This window comes from Azospirillum sp., assembly GCF_035627195.1.
GTDB lineage: Bacteria > Pseudomonadota > Alphaproteobacteria > Azospirillales > Azospirillaceae > Azospirillum.
Map to the genome: position 1 here is coordinate 1 of NZ_DASPMG010000287.1, position 17,922 is coordinate 17,922.

Genomic DNA, 17,922 nt, shown 5'->3' on the forward strand with positions numbered 1-17,922 from the left:
GAAAATCTCAATGAGCGACTGCATCGCGCGTCTCCTGAAGGAAAAGGCCACTTCGGTCTCTTCCTTCAGGTCAACAGGCGGAGAGCGCTTTACTCAGATGCGATAGCCCTCCCCCGCCAAGGGGGAGGGGCTTTCAAGCGATTGCCCTGCCGGCTGGACGGCGCCGGTTTGACAGCCGTACGCCCGCCGCCGGAAGTGCTGGAACCGGATCAGCCCTCGCCAAAGGTCGTGCGGTGGCTCTCCAGCATGATCTCGTCCAGCCGGCGGCCGGGCGTGAAGCCGGCGAGACCGGGCGGAACGGGGACGCCGGCAGGCATGCGCGGGCAGGGCTCGCCGGTCCCGATCACCTGCGTGACCGGAAAGCGGGTGGCGTGGATCGGCAGCGCGTAGTCCGCCTCGTCGTCGCCGATGCCCTTGGCCCGGACCTTGCCGCTGGCCTCCTCGATCTCCATGGCGATGACCGTCGTCGCCTTCAGCTCCTGCTCCGTGCTCGGGCGCAGTTCGGCGGCCCGGCCGGGATAGAAGCGGTCGATCATGGCGTCCAGCGCCCTGGCCTTCGCCGCCACGTCCTCGACGACGCGCGCCGTGCCGAAGCACATCGCCGACCGGTAGTCGACCGAATGGTTGAAGCCGCTGCGGGCCAGGACGAGGCTGTCGAGGTGCGTCACGGTCAGGCAGACCGGAAGACCCTCCTTCTGCGCCCGCAGCATCCGGCTGGCCGAGGAACCGTGCCAGTACAGGTGGTCCCCCTCGCGCCAGAACGCGGTCGGCGTGCAGTAGGGTTGTCCGTCGATGACGTAGGCGATGTGGCAGACCATCGCCGCGTCGAGGATGGCGTGCACGGCCGCGCGGTCGTAGCGGCCCCGCTCGTGCAGGCGCTTCACCCGGTTGCGGGCGGTGACGGGGTAGGCATCGGGCGATACTGCGACGTCGGGCATCGGCCTGTTCTCCGGGCAGGGGTGGACGGCGCAGCCATTTGGCCCTATGGATTGGTCCGGCGCGAGGGCCAATCCCGCGCACAATGACTGGTCCAATCCGCACCCTATTCCGACGTCCGCATTCCGATGTCCGCCGACCTGTCCGACCTGATGCTGGTGCCGCTCGACCGCAACAGCCCGGTGCCCGTGCTGCGCCAAGTGTATCTGGAGCTGCGCCGCGCCATCCTGGCCGGCGTCCCGCCGCCCGGCGGCCGGCTGCCGCCGACGCGGACGCTGGCCGCCCGGCTGGGCGTCGCCCGCAACACGGTCGTCGCCGCCTACGAGCAGCTGCTGGCCGAGGGCTTCATCGAGGGACGGGTCGGCGCCGGCAGCTTCGTCTCACGCGACCTGCCGGACGCGCCGGAACCGCCGCCGGCCGCGGCAGGCGCGCCGCCGCCCCCCGCCCCGCCGGCCAGCCGCCGCTTCGCGGGCGCGCAGGCACACACGGGGGAATACGGCACGGCCCCCTTCAACACCGGCCGCTGCGCGCTGGACGAGCGCACCTTGCAGGTCTGGCGCGTGCTGACGATGCGGCGGCTGCAGCGTCCCGACCCGGCATGGCTGGGCTACGCCGATCCGGCCGGACCGCCGGCGCTGCGCCAAGCCATCGCCCGCTACCTGCGCACCAGCCGGGCGGTGCGCTGCGAGCCGGAGCAGGTGGTGGTGACGGCCGGCGCCCAGCAGGCGATCGACCTGATGCTGCGCGTGCTGCTGGAACCGGGCGACCCGGTCTGGCTTGAGGATCCGTGCTACCCGGCGGTCCGCGCCGCGCTGGCCGCCGCCCGCGCCCGCGTCGTGCCGGTCCGGGTCGACGCGCAGGGGATGGACGTGGCGGCCGGCATCGCCGCCTCGCCGGACGCCCGGCTGGCCTACGTGACACCCTCCTCCCAGTACCCGCTCGGCGTGGTGCTCTCCATGGCACGGCGGCTGGACCTGCTGGCCTGGGCGCGGCGGGCCGGCGCGTGGGTGCTGGAGGACGATTACGACAGCGAATTCCGCTACGCCGGACGCCCCTTGGCGTCGTTGCAGGGGATCGACGACGGCGGCCGGGTCATCTACGTCGGCACCTTCAACAAGGCGCTGTTTCCGGGGCTGCGCCTCGGCTACGCCGTCGTGCCGTGGGAGTTGCTGGAGCCCGTGCGGGCCGCGCGGCTGCTGACCGACTGGCACCCGGCCGCCTTGCCGGCCGGGGTGGTGACGGATTTCCTGGAGGAAGGGCACTTCGCCCCGCACCTCCGCCGGATGCGCCAGCGCTATCTGGCGTCGCGGGACGCGCTGGCGGCGGCCTTGCGGGAGCATCTCGCCGACCGGCTGGACGTCGAGGTGCCGGAGCAGGGCATGAAGCTTCTGGCCCGGCTGCGTCCGGGGCTGTCGGATCTGGCCGTCTCGGCCGCCGCCGCGCGGCGCGGCCTGATCGCCCGGCCGGTCAGCCCGATGTTCCTTGCCGCCCCGCCCGTGCAGGCGCTGATGCTCGGCTTTTCCGGCCACGAGCCGGGCGCCCTGCGCTGGGCCGCGCGGGAACTGGCGGCAGCCCTGGCCGGGCACGACGGATAATCCCTCCCCTGCCCGCATCCTGCGCCCGCGTGTGAGCGCGGCCACTGAACGGATGGGACGGCGGGCGTAAGGTTCGGCCAGCACGGATTGCCGCATTGGAGCACACCATGGGCCGGATCGATACCCTGGAACGGACCGCGATCGTCGTCCACACGCTGCTGCAGGAACTGCACCGCGTGCTGGCCGACCCGCACTCGCCGGACGACATCACCCTGGGGATCGTCCTCGGCACGGCGATGTTCTGCGACGAAGCGGTCGGCCCCTTCCGCGCCCAGCGCCTGATGCAGCAGGCGCCGCACATCGTCCTGAAATCGGACGCGCATGTGACGGACGCGCAGGCCCGTTGCTTCGCGTCGGTCCTGCGGGCCTTCGGCGCACACCTTCACACGCTGGCGGACCAGTCGAACGCCGAGTGCGTCGACGAGGCGTGACCGGTGCGGCGCCACGGCCGGCAAGGCCGAAGGCCGGCGGTCCGCACTGGACGGACGCCATACACCTGAAAGGGCCTTTGATCGCAGGCGCGGCGCGGCGCTCAATGTCCGTCCCGTTTCCACGGAGGGCACCATGCTGCAACAGCTCGAACGCGTCAGCGCCGCTCTTCAGGAGGCCAGCCGGACCGGACGCCTGGACGGCTGCCTGACCCCGGCCATGGCCGGGTGCCCGGAATGCCGCACCGCGTGGGTCATCGCCGCGCCGATCCGGCTCGGCTCCTGCGCGGGGTGCGGGATGGTCATAACGGTGCTGTCCGACGCCCAGGTGGCCATGCTGCTCCCGGCGGCGGGCCGCGCCCACGACCGGGACGCCGCGGCGTTCTAGACGGCCCGGCCCCCGGGCCACGGAGCCGCCGGACGACTCCTTCCCCACAAAGCTGCGCGTGCCGACAATCCGGCCACGCATGATCCGTCATGCACACATCCTTCTCGCTGAACAATACGGGGGTATGACAGAATGCCCGTCGGGTGGCCCGCCGAAGGCCGGCGGCGCAACGCCGCGCGAGTGGCGCGAGGGAGACGGACATGTCGGTCAAGATGGACCTCAACGCGTTGGTCCTGTTCTACGAGGTCGCGAACTCCCAAAGTCTGACCCGCGCCTCGGAAAAGCTGCGCACGCCCAAGTCCACCATCAGCCGGAAGATCGCGATCCTGGAGCATCAGATCGGCTCCATCCTGCTGAAGCGCGGCCATCGCAAGCTGGTGCTGACCGACATCGGCCGCGTCCTCTACGACCACTGCCAGAAGATCATTTCGGAGATCGAGGACGCCGGCTTCCAGGCCTCCGAAATGCAGTCGGAGCTGCGCGGCGTCCTGCGCGTCAGCCTGCCGGTGGACTTCGGCGTGTCGTGGCTGGGCAAGCTGATCGCCGAGTTCGCCATCGCCTACCCCGACATCCAGCTGGAGGTGGAGATCAACAACCACTGGGTGAACGTGGCGGAGGCGCCCTACGACGTGTCGATCCAGATCGGCAACCTGCGCAACACGCACCTGCCGGTGAAGGTCTTCACTTCGCTGCGGCGCGGCGTCTACGCCGCCCCCGACTACCTCGCCCGCTGCGGCGCGCCGAAGACGCTGGAGGACCTGCAGCGCCACGACTGCATCATGACCGAGCACCAGCGCGACGAAGGCGTGTGGAAGTTCCTGGGCGACAAGGACAACCGGGTCGTCGAGATCGAGCCACGCATCATCGTCAACAACATCGGCATCGCGCGCGAGATCATCGCGTCGGGCCTCGGCATCGGCATCATGCCGAACGTCATGTGCCGCAACGACGTGGCGGCGCAGCGGCTGGTCCGGCTGTTCCCCGACTGGCGCAGCCCGCCCCTCCAGGCCGCCGCCTTCTACGCCGGCCGCCGCCGCATCCCGCGCAAGACCAAGGCCTTCCTCGACTTCCTCTCCGACCGCCTGCTGACGGACGAGTGACGGCGGCTCACGCCGCCGCACCCACCCGGCCCATGCGGTGGTAGACGTGCTTGGTGCTGAGGAAGTCGTTCAGCCCCTCCACCCCGTGCAGGCGGCCGAAACCGCTGTCGCGGATGCCGCCGGTCTCCACCTCGGGGAACAGCTTGTTGTGGTCGTTCAGCCAGACCGTCCCGCTGCGCAACGCCCGCGCCACGCGGAAAGCGCGGTCCAGGTCGTTGGTCCACACGCTGGCCGCAAGGCCGTAGGGCGTGGCGTTGGCCTTGGCCACCGCCTCCTCCTCCGTCGCGAAGCGCTCGATGTTCATGACCGGGCCGAAGAACTCCTCCTGCACCACGGGGGACGCGAGGTCCTCCACCGCCAGCAGGCTGGGCTCCAGGTAGGCGCCGCGCGCCGGCACGCCGCCGGGGACCTGCCCGCGCAGCACCGCCCGGCCGGCGTTCTCCTCGACCAGCCGCGCCACGCGGTCGCGGCTCGCCGCGTCGATCAGCGGGCCGATCTGCGCCGCCTCGTCGTCGGGGCGCCCGACGCGCATGGACCGCAGGGCGTCGGCCAGTGCCCGGCCCATCGCCTCGTACCGGCTCTCGTGCACCAGAACGCGGTTCAGCGCCGTGCACTGCTGCCCCGCCAGGATCATCCCCGCCGCCGCGAGGCGCGGGGCGACCGCGTCCACGTCGCAATCCGGAAAGACGATGCCCGCCGCCTTGCCGCCCAGTTCGAGGTTCAGGCGCTTCACGGTGCTGGCCCCCGCCGCCATGATGCGCTTGCCCACCCGGCTGCTGCCGGTGAAGCTGACGACATCCACGTCGGGGGAGGCGACCAGCGCCTCGCCCCCCTCGCTGCCGCGCTCGCAGAAGCTGTTGATGACGCCGTGCGGCAGTGCCCGCACCTCGGCGAGGCAGCGCATGAAGGCGGTGTGGAACAGGCTGGACTGCGGCGCCGGCTTCAGCACCGTGGTGCAGCCGGCCGCCAGCGCCGGCGCCAGGGATCGCACCAGCAGGATCGCCGGCGCGTTCCACGGCGTGATGATGCCAGCCACCCCGGCCGGCTCGCGGCTGAGGTGGGAATGCACGCCGGGCTCCACCTCCAGCGTGCGGCCGGCGATGGTGCGGGCGAGGCCGGCGTAGTAACGCAGCTCCGACACCGCGGCGGCGATCTCCGCGCGCGCCACCGCGATCAGCTTGCCCGTCTCGATGGACAGCAGCCGGGCCAGCGGCTCCGCCCCGTCCTCGACGCTGTCGGCCTGGGCCGAGAGCACCTGCGCGCGCAGCCGCGGCGCGTGCGCCCAGTCGGAGGACAGGAAGGTGGCGCGCGCCGCCGCGACGGCGGCCTCGCATTCATGCACCCCGCCGTCGGGTGCCGAGCCGACGGCGGAACCGTCGTGCGGGCTGCGGATCTCGAACGACGCGGCGCGGGCGGTGGGAATCCATTCGCCGCCGATCCAATGGGCGCCAACGATGGAAATGGTCATGCGGGGTCTCCGGCGGGTCGGGGATAAAGCCCTTCTCCCCTCGCGGGAGAAGGGTTGGGATGAGGGGGCATTACCGCCGGATGGCGGGAAAAGAGTCTTGTTCTCCGGCCATCCGACCGTAATCCCCCTCACCCCAACCCCTCTCCCGCGGGGGGAGAGGGGCTTATGGGATCGTCACGCTCCGGCAAAGGCATCCAGGCAGGCGTCCGTGGTTCCGCCTGCACCGGCCACCGCCATCGCGCGCCGCAGGTACAGGCCGATGGGGTGTTCGTCGGTGAAGCCGATGGCGCCGTGGAACTGGATGCTTTCCTTGGTCACCAGCAGCGCCGTCTCCGACGCCACCAGCTTGGCCGCCGCACCGGCGGCCGACGGGTCGGCGGCCTGCGCCGCCTCATGCAGCAGCGCGCGCGCCGCCGACAGGCGCACGTAGAGCGTGGCGGCCCGGTGCTGCAGCGCCTGGAACGACCCGATCGGCACGCCGAACTGCCGGCGCTCGTTCAGGTAGGCCACGCTGCGCCGCAGGGCCTCGTCGGCCAGACCGACCAGACAGGCGGCGTGGGCGAAGCGCACGATGCCCATCACCGTCCGCGCCGCCGCCACGGCCGCTTCCCCCTCGGCCAGGGCGGTGGCATCCGCCGTCCGCACGCCGTCCAGGTGCAGCCGCCCGGCCGAGCCGCCGTCGACGGTGCGCACCGCCTCCACCCGCAGCCCCGCCACCGCCTTCGGCACCAGCCGCAGCCGGGCGTCCCCGCCCTGCCCCGCCACCAGCAGGAAGGCGTCCGCCGCCGCGACGTCGGCCGCAACGTCGGTGCTGCCGCTCAGGCCCCCGTCCGCCTCCGTCACCGCCGCCCCCTCGACCGGCACGACCACGGCGTCGCCGGCCAGCAGCGCGGCCAGCGCCGGGCTGTCGGCCCGGACCTGCGCGATGGCGGCGGCGGCGGCGATGGCCCCGGCCAGCGGTTCCACCGGCAGCCAGCGCCCGGCCGCCTCCAGCAGGATCGCCACCTCCCGCAACGTCATCCCCAGCCCGCCGGCATCCTGCGGGACGAGGACGCCGATCCAGCCCAGATCGGCCATGCCGCGCCACGTCGCGCGGTCCAGCGCACCGCCGCCGTCGCGCAGGCGGCGCACGCGGTCCAGGCCGCCGGCACGTTCCAGGAAGGCCGCCGCGCTGTCGGCGATCAGCCGGTCTTCATCGGGTTCGCCCATCATCGTCTAAGCCTTCCCCTGCAGGCCCAGCACGCGCCCCGCAAGGATGCTGCGCTGGATCTCGTTGCTGCCGCCGTAGATCGACAGGCGGCGGGATTGCAGGAACATCTCGCTGTAATCGACCCGCCCCTCGCCGCCCTCCGGCGGCACCATGGCGGCCCGCAGCGGCCCGGCCGCCTCCTGCGCCAGGTCCAGGATCTCCTGCGTCGTCTCGGTCGCCAGGATCTTGAGGTACGAGCTTTCGCCCTCGCCGCCACGCCCCTGCCCGAAACGCCCTCGCTCGAACCGCTCGTGCACGTCCAGGAAGGCGGCGGTCACCGTCTCCGCGGCGATCTCGGCGCGCGCCAGCCGGCGGCGCCACTCCGCCTGCTCCGCCAGCCCCCGTTCCCGCAGCACGGCGCGCAGCCGGGCCAGCGCCCGCAGCGCGTGCAGGGGCGAGCCGATGCGGATGCGCTCCTCGGCCAGCAGGGCGGTGGCGACGCGCCAGCCGTCCCCCGGTTCACCGACGACGTTCGACCGGGGCACGCGCACGCCGTCGAAGAAGACCTCGCAGAACTCGTCATCCCCCGCGATGGTGCGGATCGGACGGCGCAGGATGCCCGGCGTCGTCAGGTCGATCAGGATGAAGGTGATGCCCTGCTTCTTCGACGCGCCGCGCTCGGTGCGGACCAGGGCGTACATCCACTGCGCGTTGTGGCCCCAGGTGGTCCAGATCTTGTGGCCGGTGATGACCACCTCATCGCCGTCCGGCACGCCGCGCGTCTGCACCGCCGCGAGGTCGGACCCCGCCCCCGGCTCCGAATAGCCCTGGCACCAGACGGCGTCGCCGTTGAGGATGCGCGGCAGGTGCAGAGCCTTCTGCTCCGCCGTGCCCTCGCGCATCAGCAGCGGGCCGATGTGGTTCAGCCCCTGGGTGGGGATGTCGGGCGCGCCGATGCGGGCCTGCTCCTCGGCCAGGATCACCTGCTGCACCGCACTCGCCCCCATGCCGCCGAATTCCCTGGGCCAGTGCGGCGCGATCCAGCCGCGCTCCGCCAGCGCACGGTACCAGGGCATGACCTGCGCCGGCTCCGGCCGGAAGGTGAGGTTGCGCAGCTCCGGCGCCAGGCTGGCCTCCAGCCAGCCGCGCACCTCGGCGCGGAACGCGGCGTCGGCCGCCGTCCCGGCGCGGATCATGGCGCACCTCCCACGCCGCCGGCTTCGGCCAGCCGGGCGCGGGCGAGGTCGGCCAGCTGGTGCTTCATCACCTTGCCCACCGCGTTGCGCGGCAGCGCGTCGACGAAGAAGACGTGCTTGGGCTTCTTGTAGCTGGCGATGGCGTCGCGGCAGTGGGCGATGATCTGCTCCGCCGTCGGCGGCGTGCCGGCCGCGTCCGCCTCGACGAAGGCGGCGACCGCCTCGCCGTAGACCGGGTCGGGCACGCCCACCACGGCGGCGTCGGCCACGCCCGCCACCTCGACGATGGCCAGTTCGACCTCCTTGGAATAGATGTTGAAGCCGCCGGAAAGGATCATGTCCTTCTTGCGGTCCACGATGTGGACGTAGCCGTCGCCGTCCACGCGGGCCATGTCGCCGGTGTGGAACCAGCCGCCGGCCAGCGCCCGCGCGGTGTCCTCCGGCCGGTTGAAATAGCCCTTCATGATCGTGAACGCCCCCGGCCGGCCGGAGCGGACGAGCAGCTCGCCGACCCCGCCGGGCTCAACGTCGTTGCCCTCGGCATCCACGATGCGCGTCTCCACGCCGGGGGCCGGGCGGCCGACCGACTTCGGGTGGGTGAACTGCTCGGCGTGCGACAGGTTGGTCACGGCACCCGCTTCCGTCATGGCGAAGAACGAGACCAGCTGCACGTCCGGCAGCAGGCGGATCAGCCGCTCCTTCAGCTCCACCGGGAAGGCCTCGCCGGTGACGACGATCAGGCGCAGCGACCGGCAGCGCGCCGGGTCCCGCTCCAGGCTGGGCAGCAGCAGGCGGCACATGGTCGGCACCATGCCGAAGACGGTGATCCGCTCGCGCTCGATCACCTCGACGATGTGGTCCGGCTCGAACGCGGTGGCGACGTGGATGGTGCCGCCCAGCGTCATGGCGTTCATCAGCCGCCCCAGCCCCGCCCGGTGCGCCAGCGGCGAAGCGACGAGGTAGCGGTCGTCCGCCCGGATGCCCCACTCCACCGCGTTCATGAAGCCATGGTTGACCAGGATGTTGGCGTGCGTCAGCACCACCCCCTTGGGCCGCCCGGTGGTGCCGGAGGTGTACATGATCATGCACTCCTCGCGGTCCTCCGCCAGAACCGGCAGCGGCTCCGCCGGAGCATCCGCGAGGGCGGCGAAGGCGAGCAGCCCCGCCTCCCCCTCCCCGCCGACCCCGACACCGACGACGATGCCGCGCAGGGCCGGCCGCGCCTCCAGGATCGGCCGCATCCCCTCGGCTTGCGCGGCGGCGAAGGCGACCATGGTGGCCCCGCTGTCCTCGCAGAAGTAGGCCAACTCCTTCAGCGTCAGCCGGGTGGTGACCGGGATGGCGATGGCGCCCAGCGCCAGCGCGGCGTAGAGCAGCTCCACGAACTCCGTCCCGTTCGGCAGGTAGAGGACGATCCTGTCGCCGGGCCCGAGCCCCTGCCCGCGCAGTCCGCTGGCGAGCGACCGGATGGATGCCTCCAGCGCCCCGTAGGTCAGGCGCCGCTCCCCGCAGACGACCGCCTCCTTGTCGGGATGGCGGCGGCAGTGGGCGAACAGAATCGTCTCCAGCCGCATCGCCTACTCCTTCACCACCGTGAACGCCGGGTACTGGAACCCGTCGCCGATCCGGTCCCAGGCCACCTCCACGCGGCGGCCGATGGCGATGTCGGACGGGTCGGTGTCGATGATGTTGGCGATCATCCGCACCCCCTCGTCCAGCTCAACCGTCGCCACCGGCAGCGGCAGCCGGCCTTCCAGCCCGGGGCCGGGGATGCGGATGGTGGTGCAGGCGTAGATGGTGCCCTTGCCGCTCACCGCCCGCCATTCCAGGTTCCGCTTGCCGGTGCGCAGGCTGACCGGGCGCGGGTAGTGCTGGTAGGTGCCGGTGTCCGGGCAGTACTGGACCACCAGCCGCCCCTCCTGCGCCGCCTGCCAGAACGGCTCGGTCTTCACGTAGACGTTGGCGGTTGGGACGTTGGCGGTCGGCGGGACGCGCGTCTTCTGGGCTTCGGACATCGTATCAAACCTCCAGGATCATGGCCGCGCTGGTGCCCCAGTTCCGGCCGTAGGGGATCACGCCGATGCCCGTGACCAGCGCGTTCTTGGGATTGTCCACCTGCCGCGCCCCGCCCTCGCCGAACAGCTGGCGGACCGCCTCGGCCAGATTCAGGCCGCCGCTGGCAAGGCCCGGCTGCCCGGCCGAGATCTGGCCGCCGCCGGTGTTGAGCGGCAGGTCGCCACGGAACGACAGGTCGTTCGCCAGCACGAAGTCGCTGCCCTCCCCGCGCTCGCAGAAGCCGAAATCCTCGAACTGCATCAGCACGGCGATGGTGAAGTCGTCGTAGGGGTGGAACATCGCAATGTCCGACGGCTTCAACCCGGCCTTGGCGTACAGCTTGGGCGCGATGCGGGCGAAGCCGGTCTCCGTGATGTCCGGGCAGGCCACGTTGCCGTTGACGTTGGTCAGCTCGGCATAGGCCGCCGGGCGCGCCATCTTCTTCAGCCCCATCGCCTCGGCGCGGGCCCGCGTCGTCACCAGGAAGGCGTTGGCGCCGTCGCAGAACATCACGGAATCGAGGACCTTCAGCGGGTCGGCGATGACGCGCGACGCCTTGTAGTCCTCCATGGTCAGCGGCGTGCGGAACTTGGCCAGCGCGTTGTCGTTCAGCAGCGCGTGCTCGCGCTGGGTGATGGCGATCTTGCCCAGCGCCTCTTCCTTCAGGTCGAACTGGTGGGCGTAGCGGCTCATCAGCAGGCCGAACATGGCCGGCGGCCCCTGCACGCCCACGGGGTCCTGGAACTCCCCGCGGAAGGCGCCGTAGTTGGCGCGCCAGCTGGTGCTGGGCGCATCGGCCGACAGCACCACCGCCACCTCGCAATAGCCGTCGCGGATCGCCGACATGGCGCGCGCCACGCCCCCGGTGGCCGAGCAGCCGCCGATGCCGCCATAGTTCAGCCACGTCGGCGACAGGCCCAGCGCCTCGGTCACGTAGACGGCGAAGAAGGGGTTGGGCGCCTCGCTCAGGGGCACGGTGACGGACAGCCCGTCGATGGCGTCCTTCTCGATGCCGGTGGCGGCCAGCAGCGACGCCAGCGCCTCGCCCGCGAAATCATAGGCGCTGCGGCCCGAGCGGAAGACGACCGGCGTTTCGGAATAGCCGGCGATGACGATCTCGTTCTTGTCCATGGCGCTTCGTCACTCCCCGCGGAAGTTGGGCGCGCGCTTCTCGCGGAAGGCCTGCAGGCCCTCCTGCCGGTCGCGCGTGAAGTAGAGGAGGAAGGACACGTCCGCCTCGGCCGTCATGCCGTCGGCCAGCGCCATGTCCTCGCCCCGGTCGATGACCCCCTTGGTGAACATCACCGGCAGCGGGGCGTTGGCGGCGATGGAGCGGGCCAGCTCGCGCGCCTTCTCCACCGCCTGGCCCGCCGGCACCACGTGGTTCACCAGCCGGAAGTCGCGCGCCTTGGCGGCGGAGATGCGGCGGCCGGTCCACATCATCTTCTTGGCCAGCGGCTTGCCGATCAGTCGCGGTAGCGTCTGCGTACCGCCGCCGCCGGGCATCAGGCCCAGCTTGATCTCCGGCAGGCCGAACTTCGCGTTCTCGCCGGCCACGATCAGGTCGCCGACCAGCGCCAGTTCCAGCCCGCCGCCCAGCGCGAACCCCTCGACCGCCGTGATGACCGGCTTGGTGTAGTTCGGCAGCTCGCGGAACAGCTGGTTCACCTTCCGCGTGCGCCGCCGGAAGCGGTAGAAGTCGAAGTACTCATTGTCCTCGATGGTGAACTCGCTGGTGTCGATGCCCGTGCAGAACGCCTTGTCGCTGCCCTTCAGGATGACGGCGCGGCAGGACCGCTCCATCTCCACCGCGGCCATGGCCTCCATGATCTCCCAGGCGGTGGTCTCGCGGATGGAGTTCAGCTTGTCAGGGCGGTTGATCTGTATTTCGAGCCAGCCGTCGGCTTGCTCGACGACGATGTCCTCGTAGCTCATTACGCACTCCCGAACGGTGTTGTCTTGGCCGCGCGGCCCCCGACAGGGCTCAATCGACAGGGCTCAGTCGTCGGGCTGTTCGCCCATGGCGGCGGCGATGATGTCGTGCAGGCGGGCCTTCTCGCGCGGGTCGTCGCGGGCGGCCTCGCCGATGCGCTCCTCCAGGCAGACCCCGGCGCCGGGCCGCAGGACCAGCACGCGGTCGGCCATCTCGACGGCGTCGTCGATCCGGTGGGTGACGAACAGGCAGGTCTTTCCGAACTGCCGCGCGATCCGGCTGAAGTCGGCGCGCAGCACCTGCGAGGTGACGTGGTCCAGCTGGCTGAAGGATTCGTCCAGCAGCACCAGCTCCGGATCCACCGCCAGCGCGCGGGCCAGCGAGACGCGCTGGCGCATGCCGCCGGACAGCTCGTGGACGTAGCGGTCCTCCGCCCCCTCCAGCTTGACGCGCGCCAGCCACAGCCGCGCCGTCTCCCGCGCCTTGGCCTTCGGCGTGCCGAGGATCAGCAGGCCCAGCGCCACGTTGTCCACCGCCGTGCGCCAGGGCAGCAGCCGGTCGGTCTGGAAGCTGACCGCCATCCGGCCGCGCAGGCTCTTGAACTCGGCGTTGGGGTCGTGGCCGGCGACGCGGATGCTGCCGGCGTCGGGCGCCAGATTGCCCATGATCATGTTCAGGACGGTGCTCTTGCCCGCACCGGTGCGGCCCAGCAGGGCGACGATCTCGCCCTTGGCGACCGTCAGGTTCAGCCGGTCGGCGACCACGCTGGACCCGAAGGCCTTGCTCACGTTCTCCAGCCGGATGACGCAATCGTCGGCGTGTTGGATCTGTGCGTTCATCGGACGGTCGCCTCCGGGCGCCATTTGAGCATCGCGCGCTCCAGCATCGTCACCCCGGCCTGGAGCGCCAGGTTGAAGACGACGAGCAGGAGCGTCCAGGCGAAGATCTGGTCGATGCGGAAGGTGGACTGCGCGAAGCTCATGCGCGATCCGATGCCGACGGCCGAGGCCACCAGTTCCGCGAAGATCGCCATGCGCATGGCGTAGCCGATCACCGACTTGGTGGTCAGGAAGATGTACGGAACGATGTGCGGCACGATCAGGTAGCGCAGCACCTGCCAGCGGTCGGGCCGGAAGCTCTCGATCATGTCCACCCATTCCTTGGGCAGCGCGCGGATGCCGTCGTAGACGTTCAGCGCGTAGAACGGGATCAGGATCACCGACAGGATGAAGAAGATCCGCATCTCCGGGTCGCGGAACCAGAAGATCGCCAGCAGCATCCACGACAGGGCCGGGATGCCGGTGTCGATGATCACCAGCGCCCGCAGGAACGGCCGCACTCGGGGCCGCGTCCCCATGACGATGCCGATCATCACGCCCGTCGCCATGGAGAACAGCACGGCCGCCAGCAGGCGCAGCGCCGTGATGCCGATGTGCGAGGCCTCCGCCGTCAGGATCTCGTAGGCCGCCTGCACGATCACGGCCGGCGACGGCACGACGAACGGCGGGACGAACCAGCTGGCGACCTGGATGGCGGCGATGATGGCGGCGGAGACGATCAGCGTCGGAAGCATCTCGCTTCGCGGCTTCAGGTCCGGCCGGGCGCCGACCTGCTTCATCGGCGTGTCGGTGCGGATGGCGGCCTGCCCGCTCCGCGCGGTTGTGGTTTCCAAGGCATCCTCCCATGGCCGGCGCGCAGCCGACTCTTTTGGATCGGGCTCTTTTGGATCGGGCTCTTTTGAATCGTGGCGGGCGGCCGGCTCAGGACTGGATGAAGAAGCCGCCGTCCGGAACGCCGGAGAGCAGTTCGTTGCGCGCGAAGAACTGGGCCGCCGCCGTCACGCCGGCGCGCGCGGCCGGGTCGGTCATCGTGTTGAACACGAAGCGCAACCGCCCCGACGTGATGGCCTCCTGCAGCACCGCCGGGGCGAAGCCCGTGCGGTCGCCGACGATCTTCACGGCGTCGGGCACGTTGCCCATGATGCCGTCGACGCACTGCTTGAACACGCCGTTCAGCCGGGCGGCGATGGCCGGGTCCTTGGCCAGCAGTTCCGATCGCACGGCGACGCCGAAATACGGCAGGTCGGCGCCCGTCTTCTCGCGGTAGGTCTGGCCGGCGTTGAAGATCACCCGCAGGTCCTTGTCGGCCGCCATGCCGCTGGCGACGTTCGGCTCCCACGACAGGGCGGCGTCGGCGCTGCGCGTGCGCAGCAGGGTGACGGAGGCGGCCGGGTTGGTGACGTTCTGCACCCGCATCCAGGTTTCGATGTCCAGGCCGACGTGCTCGCGCAGCACCGCCTGGGCGATGCGGTAGGTGCCGGTCGACTGCGGCGCCGCCAGCACCTTGCCCTTCAGCCCGTCCAGCGCCTTGCCCGTGTCGCGGGCGGCCAGGATGCAGATCATCTCGGCCGTGGTGATGGTGCACAGAAGCTTGATGGGCACCTGCCCCAGGTAGCGGGTGGCGAAGCTGTCCCAGCTGCCGATGCAGACGTCGTAGTTGCCGGCGACGAAATCGCCGTAATAGGTGGGCACGGTGGTGTATTCCGTCGGCGCGCCGAGCCGGAAACCGTTCTTCTCGTCCAACTTGTGGTGGCGGATGAATTCCGTCACCAGCACCGTGAAGCCCGGCATCAGCGACGCCCAGCGCACGGGGGCCGGCGCCGCGGCAAAAGAACCGAAAGGTGACAGCACACCCGCCGCCGCCCCTGCGGCCACCGCCGTTCCGCCCTTGAGAAATTGTCGGCGCGACGCCAGATCGACCATCTCCAATCCCCCCTTATATTTCATGGGGCACTATTCCGCGTTACTTCACCGGTATCGCGGACCGCCGCGCCCGAAGGATCTTCGGCGGCGTGGCCTCCATCGTTCTTGAAAGAAATGTACTCGAACGAATTGCTGGGGATAGAGAAGATTTGCTAATCCATCGTTCCAAATTTGGAACGCAAAAACGGCCGCGCCGCCCGAGGGGCGGTTCGCGGCCGTCACGGCGCCGTCCACAGGGGCGCGCAGGGTTACGGCGTCTCGTCCACGCAGGCGCGGGCACCCCGCGCGTACAGGCGTGCCAGCGCCGCCGTCACCGCACCCGTGAAGCCGGGATGGCGCGGCAGGTCCGTGCCGAACACGCTCTCCACCGCCAGCAGGGCCGGCGCCAGCCGTTCCGCCACCGGCCCGGTCTCGGCGGCGATGTCGGTGAAGCGGGCGGCCAGCGGGTCGCGCACGTCGATCGGCCGCCCGCCCTCGTCCACGCCGGTGACGTAGCGCATCCAGGCGGCCACGCCCAGCGCCAGCCGGTCGACGGGCGCCCCCGCGCGCAGCCGGTCGGCGATGGTGCCCAGCAGGCGCTGCGGCAGCTTCTGCGAACCGTCCATGGCGATCTGCCACGTGCGGTGCTTCAGCGCCGGGTTGGCGAAGCGCGCCAGCAGGGCGGCCTTGTAGCCCTCCAGGTCGACGCCGGGCGGCATCTGCAGGGTGGGCGTCACCTCCTCGTCCATCAGGGCGCGGACGAAGCGGGCGAAGGCGGGGTCGGCGACCGTCTGCGCCACCGTCTCGTACCCGGCCAGATCGCCGAGGTAGGCGATGCAGGAGTGGCTGGCGTTGAGCAGGCGCAGCTTCATCGTCTCGTACGGGCGGACGTCGGCCACCATCTCCGCCCCTTCCAATTCCCAGGCCGGGCGGCCGGCGGGGAAGCGGTCCTCCACCACCCACTGGCTGAACGGCTCGGTCATCACCGGCCACGCGTCGTCCAGGCCCAGGCGGGCGGCGACGGCGGCGCGGTCCTCCGCCGTGGTGGCGGGGACGATGCGGTCGACCATGCTGCTGGGGCAGGCCACCTGATCGGCGATCCAGCGGCCGAGGTCCGGGTCGCGCAGTTCGGCGAAGCGGCGCAGCACGCCGGCCGTCACCGCGCCGTTGTGGGGAAGGTTGTCGCACGACAGCACGGTGAAGGGCGCCACCCCGGCGGCGCGCCGCCGCGCCAGCGCCGCCGCCAGGAACCCCGGCAGCGTGCGCGGCGACTGCGGGTTGGCGAGGTCGTGGCGGATGTCCGGATGGTCCTCGTTCAGGGCGCCGGTGGCGGGCTCGTGGCAATAGCCCTTCTCGGTCACCGTGACGGTGACGACGCGCACCGCCGGGTGGGCGAGGCGGTCGAGCACCGCCGCCGGATCCTCCGGCGCCACCAGCGCCTCCGTTACCGAACCGACGACGCGCGGGCGCTCGCCCTGCGCGTCGCGCACGACGACGGTGTACAGGCCGCCCTGCGGGGCCAGCGCGTCGCGTGTGTCGGGGCTGCGCAGCGACACCCCGCAGATGCCCCAGGGGCCGGGTTCGCGGGCCAGCGCGTCCTCGGTGTAGACCGCCTGGTGCGCGCGGTGGAAGGCGCCCAGGCCGATGTGGACGATGCCCGTCGGCAAGGACGCGCGGTCGTAGCGCGGGCGCGGCACGTCGGCCGGCAGGCGGTCCAGGGTGGTGGGGGAGAGGCGGGGGATCACAGCTTGTACGCCTTCTTCGCCAGGGTGTAGGCCAGATCGGCGGCCAGTTCGTGCGCCTCGTCCTCGTCCAGGCGGTGTTCGGCGACGAGGCGGGCGAGGAAGGCACAGTCGACGCGACGCGCCACGTCGTGCCGCGCCGGGATCGACGGGAAGGCGCGCGTGTCGTCGTTGAAGCCGACCGTGTTGTAGAAGCCCGCCGTCTCCGTCATCCGCTCGCGGTAGCGGCGCATGCCCTCCGGGCTGTCGTGGAACCACCACGCGGGGCCGAGGCGCAGCGCCGGGTAGTGGCCGGCCAGCGGCGCCAGCTCGCGCGCATAGGTGCTCTCGTCCAGCGTGAAGAGGATGATGGTCAGGCCCGCCTCGTTGCCGAAGCGGTCGAGCAGCGGGCGCAGTGCGCGCACGAACTCGCCCGCCGCCGGCATGTCGTCGCCGTGGTGGGGGCCGAAGGTGCGGTGCATCCAGGCGTTGTGGTTGCGGTGCACGCCGGGGTGGATCTGCATGACCAGCCCGTCGTCCAGGCTCATGCGCGCCATCTCGGTCAGCATCTGGGCGCGGAAAAGCTCGGCCTGGGCCGGGGTGAAGCGGCCGGACACGATGGTGTCGAACAGCGCCGCCGCCTCGGCCGGGTCCAGGTCGGCGGTGGCGGCCGTGGGATGGCCGTGGTCGGTGGCGGTGGCGCCGCAGGCCATGAAGTCGCGCCGCCGCCGCGCCAGCGCCGCGAGGTAGCCGGGCCAGCGCAACGCGTCTTCCCCCGTGATCCGCCCCAGCTCTTCCAGGTTGGCGCGGAAGCCCGGCGTGTCGGGGTCCAGCACCGGGTCGGGGCGGAAGGTTGTCACCACCCGGCCGCGCCAGCCGGACGCTTGCAGCGCCTTGTGGTGCGCCAGCGGGTCGAGGGGACCCTCCGTGGTCGCCAGCACTTCGATGTTGAAGCGCTCGAACAGGGCGCGGGGGCGGAACGCCGGCCGTTTCAGGCATTCGGCGATGCGGTCGTAGATGCGGTCTGCCGTGTCGGTCGACAGCCGCTCGGTCACGCCGAACACGCGTTCCAGCGCGTATTCCCACCACAGGCGGGTGGGGGTGCCGCGGAACAGGTGCCAGCGCTCCGCCACCGTGCGCCAGACGCGGCGCGGGTCGGTCTCCACCGGGGC

17 protein-coding genes are annotated in these 17,922 nt (G+C 71.3%); 4 read left to right on the top strand and 13 right to left on the bottom strand.

Annotated features, from left to right (window positions below):
- Window positions 1-209 precede the first annotated feature (209 nt).
- Window positions 210-938: a pyridoxamine 5'-phosphate oxidase family protein gene (locus VED21_RS26235; protein ID WP_324887611.1), complete on the bottom strand. Its 729-nt coding sequence runs from the start codon at window positions 936-938 to the stop codon at window positions 210-212.
- Window positions 939-1,064: 126 nt separating this feature from the next.
- On the opposite strand from VED21_RS26235, the gene VED21_RS26240 reads away from it, so the two are divergent.
- From VED21_RS26240 to VED21_RS26255, 4 genes are all read left to right on the top strand, one after another.
- Window positions 1,065-2,531 (top strand): PLP-dependent aminotransferase family protein, encoded by a 1,467-nt coding sequence (locus VED21_RS26240; protein ID WP_324887613.1) that lies wholly within the window; start codon window positions 1,065-1,067, stop codon window positions 2,529-2,531.
- Window positions 2,532-2,638: 107 nt separating this feature from the next.
- Window positions 2,639-2,962 (top strand): hypothetical protein, encoded by a 324-nt coding sequence (locus VED21_RS26245; RefSeq protein WP_324887615.1) that lies wholly within the window; start codon window positions 2,639-2,641, stop codon window positions 2,960-2,962.
- 133 nt (window positions 2,963-3,095) lie between these two features.
- The gene (locus VED21_RS26250; RefSeq protein WP_324887616.1) at window positions 3,096-3,347 is read left to right on the top strand and encodes a hypothetical protein; all 252 of its coding nucleotides are present in this window, start codon (window positions 3,096-3,098) and stop codon (window positions 3,345-3,347) included.
- Between the two features lie 200 nt (window positions 3,348-3,547).
- Window positions 3,548-4,447: a LysR family transcriptional regulator gene (locus VED21_RS26255; protein WP_324887617.1), complete on the top strand. Its 900-nt coding sequence runs from the start codon at window positions 3,548-3,550 to the stop codon at window positions 4,445-4,447.
- Window positions 4,448-4,454: 7 nt separating this feature from the next.
- Here VED21_RS26255 and VED21_RS26260 read toward each other — a convergent pair whose 3' ends face one another.
- The 12 genes from VED21_RS26260 to uxaC form a co-directional block, all read right to left on the bottom strand.
- Window positions 4,455-5,915: an aldehyde dehydrogenase family protein gene (locus tag VED21_RS26260; protein ID WP_324887619.1), complete on the bottom strand. Its 1,461-nt coding sequence runs from the start codon at window positions 5,913-5,915 to the stop codon at window positions 4,455-4,457.
- 174 nt (window positions 5,916-6,089) lie between these two features.
- Window positions 6,090-7,127 carry an acyl-CoA dehydrogenase family protein gene (locus VED21_RS26265; RefSeq protein ID WP_324887621.1) on the bottom strand — a complete coding sequence of 346 codons (1,038 nt, stop codon included), beginning with the start codon at window positions 7,125-7,127 and terminating at the stop codon, window positions 6,090-6,092.
- Window positions 7,128-7,130: 3 nt separating this feature from the next.
- Complete coding sequence (locus tag VED21_RS26270; RefSeq protein ID WP_324887625.1) at window positions 7,131-8,300, bottom strand: acyl-CoA dehydrogenase family protein; 1,170 nt, start codon at window positions 8,298-8,300, stop codon at window positions 7,131-7,133.
- Window positions 8,297-9,874, bottom strand: a complete 1,578-nt coding sequence (locus tag VED21_RS26275) for a class I adenylate-forming enzyme family protein (RefSeq protein ID WP_324887627.1) — start codon at window positions 9,872-9,874, stop codon at window positions 8,297-8,299. Before VED21_RS26275 ends, VED21_RS26270 begins: the two co-directional genes overlap by 4 nt.
- 3 nt (window positions 9,875-9,877) lie before the next feature.
- A complete protein-coding gene (locus VED21_RS26280) occupies window positions 9,878-10,315 on the bottom strand; it encodes a Zn-ribbon domain-containing OB-fold protein (RefSeq protein ID WP_324887629.1) in 438 nt (145 codons plus the stop codon).
- Between the two features lie 4 nt (window positions 10,316-10,319).
- Entirely contained in the window at window positions 10,320-11,486 is a 1,167-nt protein-coding gene (locus VED21_RS26285) for a thiolase family protein (RefSeq protein ID WP_324887631.1), read from the bottom strand.
- Between the two features lie 9 nt (window positions 11,487-11,495).
- Window positions 11,496-12,290, bottom strand: coding sequence for an enoyl-CoA hydratase/isomerase family protein (locus VED21_RS26290; RefSeq protein ID WP_324887633.1), 795 nt, complete (start codon window positions 12,288-12,290; stop codon window positions 11,496-11,498).
- 63 nt (window positions 12,291-12,353) lie between these two features.
- A complete protein-coding gene (locus tag VED21_RS26295) occupies window positions 12,354-13,127 on the bottom strand; it encodes an ABC transporter ATP-binding protein (RefSeq protein ID WP_324887635.1) in 774 nt (257 codons plus the stop codon).
- Window positions 13,124-13,960: an ABC transporter permease gene (locus VED21_RS26300; RefSeq protein ID WP_324887637.1), complete on the bottom strand. Its 837-nt coding sequence runs from the start codon at window positions 13,958-13,960 to the stop codon at window positions 13,124-13,126. Before VED21_RS26300 ends, VED21_RS26295 begins: the two co-directional genes overlap by 4 nt.
- A gap of 88 nt (window positions 13,961-14,048) precedes the next feature.
- Window positions 14,049-15,074 (bottom strand): twin-arginine translocation signal domain-containing protein, encoded by a 1,026-nt coding sequence (locus VED21_RS26305; protein WP_324887639.1) that lies wholly within the window; start codon window positions 15,072-15,074, stop codon window positions 14,049-14,051.
- 224 nt (window positions 15,075-15,298) lie between these two features.
- The gene (locus VED21_RS26310; protein ID WP_324887641.1) at window positions 15,299-16,774 is read right to left on the bottom strand and encodes a mannitol dehydrogenase family protein; all 1,476 of its coding nucleotides are present in this window, start codon (window positions 16,772-16,774) and stop codon (window positions 15,299-15,301) included.
- The coding region (gene uxaC / locus VED21_RS26315; protein ID WP_324887643.1) for a glucuronate isomerase at window positions 16,771-17,922 on the bottom strand (1,152 nt) is incomplete at its 5' end. The genes uxaC and VED21_RS26310, both read right to left, overlap by 4 nt.